The sequence below is a fragment of the Mycobacterium sp. E2497 genome (assembly GCF_001668695.1).
In the GTDB taxonomy this organism is placed as follows: Bacteria; Actinomycetota; Actinomycetes; order Mycobacteriales; family Mycobacteriaceae; genus Mycobacterium.
In genome coordinates this window covers 1-1,286 of record NZ_LZKD01000276.1, presented here as the reverse complement: position 1 = coordinate 1,286, position 1,286 = coordinate 1, and the positions used below count along the sequence as shown (strand labels likewise).

General features: G+C 69.4%; 1 protein-coding gene. It reads left to right on the top strand.

Annotated features, from left to right (window positions below):
- On the top strand, positions 1-1,286 hold a 1,286-nt coding region (locus A5713_RS25740; protein ID WP_156752036.1), incomplete at both ends, for an amino acid adenylation domain-containing protein.

Sequence of the window (1,286 nt, the reverse complement as noted above, 5' to 3'; positions counted from 1 at the left end):
GGCGGCCGTTCGGCCGAGGCGATTGTGGCGATCTTGGGTGTGCTGAAGTCGGGGGCGGCGTATTTGCCGATCGATCCGGCGTTGCCGGGGGCGCGCATCGAGTTCATGCTCACCGATACCGCTCCAGTCGCGGCAGTGACGACCGCCGAGTTGGCGGAGCGGCTGGATGGTTGTGGGGTGGCGATCGTCGATGTGCGCGATCCGGCATTGGCTCGCCAGCCGGTCACCGCGCCGGCTTCGGCGCCGGATCCCGATGATGTGGCGCACATTATTTACACGTCGGGGACGACGGGGGTGCCGAAGGGGGTGGCGGTCAGCCACGCCAATGTGACGCGGTTGTTCGAGGCGCCGGCGGTGGGGGTGGCGTTGGCGCCGGGGCAGGTGTGGACGCAGTTTCATTCGTATGCCTTCGATTACTCGGTGTGGGAGATCTGGGGTGCGCTGCTGCATGGTGGGCGGCTGGTGGTGGTGTCTGAGGTGGTGGCCCGCTCGCCCAAGGACTTCCATGCGTTGCTGGTCGCCGAGAAGGTGAGCGTGCTCAGTCAGACTCCGGCGGCGGTGCGGATGCTCTCGCCGCAGGGTTTGGAGGGCACCGCGTTGGTGATCGGCGGCGAGCCGGTCCCGGCGGAGGTGGTGGATCGCTGGGCGTCGGGGCGGGCGATGATGAATGTTTACGGGCCGACGGAGAGTGCGATCTTTGCCTCGATGAGCCGGCCGTTGGCGGTGAAGTCGGGGGCGCCGCCGATTGGGTCGGCGGTGCCGGGGGCGGCGTTGTTTGTGTTGGACGGGTGGTTGCGTCCGGTGCCGGTCGGGGTGGTCGGGGAGTTGTATGTGGCCGGTCGCGGGGTGGGGCTGGGGTATGTGCGCCGGGCCGGGCTGAGTGCGTCGCGGTTTGTGGCGTGCCCGTTCGGCACGCCGGGGCAGCGGATGTACCGGTCCGGGGATTTGGTGTGCTGGGGCCCGGATGGGCAGCTGCGCTACGTGGGGCGTGCTGATGAGCAGGTCAAGATCCGCGGTTATCGCATCGAGGTCGGCGAAATCCGTTCGGCGCTGGCCGCTCTGGACGGGGTTGAGGATGCGGTGGTGGTGGTGCGGGAGGACCGCCCCGGTGACAAGCGCCTGGTCGGCTACCTGACCGGTACCGCTGAGCCCGCCGCGCTGCGCGCCGCGCTGGCCGAGCGGCTGCCCGGCTACATGGTCCCGGCCGCCCTCGTCACCCTCGACACCCTGCCCGTCACCCTCAACGGCAAACTCGACACCCGCGCCCTGCCCGCACCCGAATACAC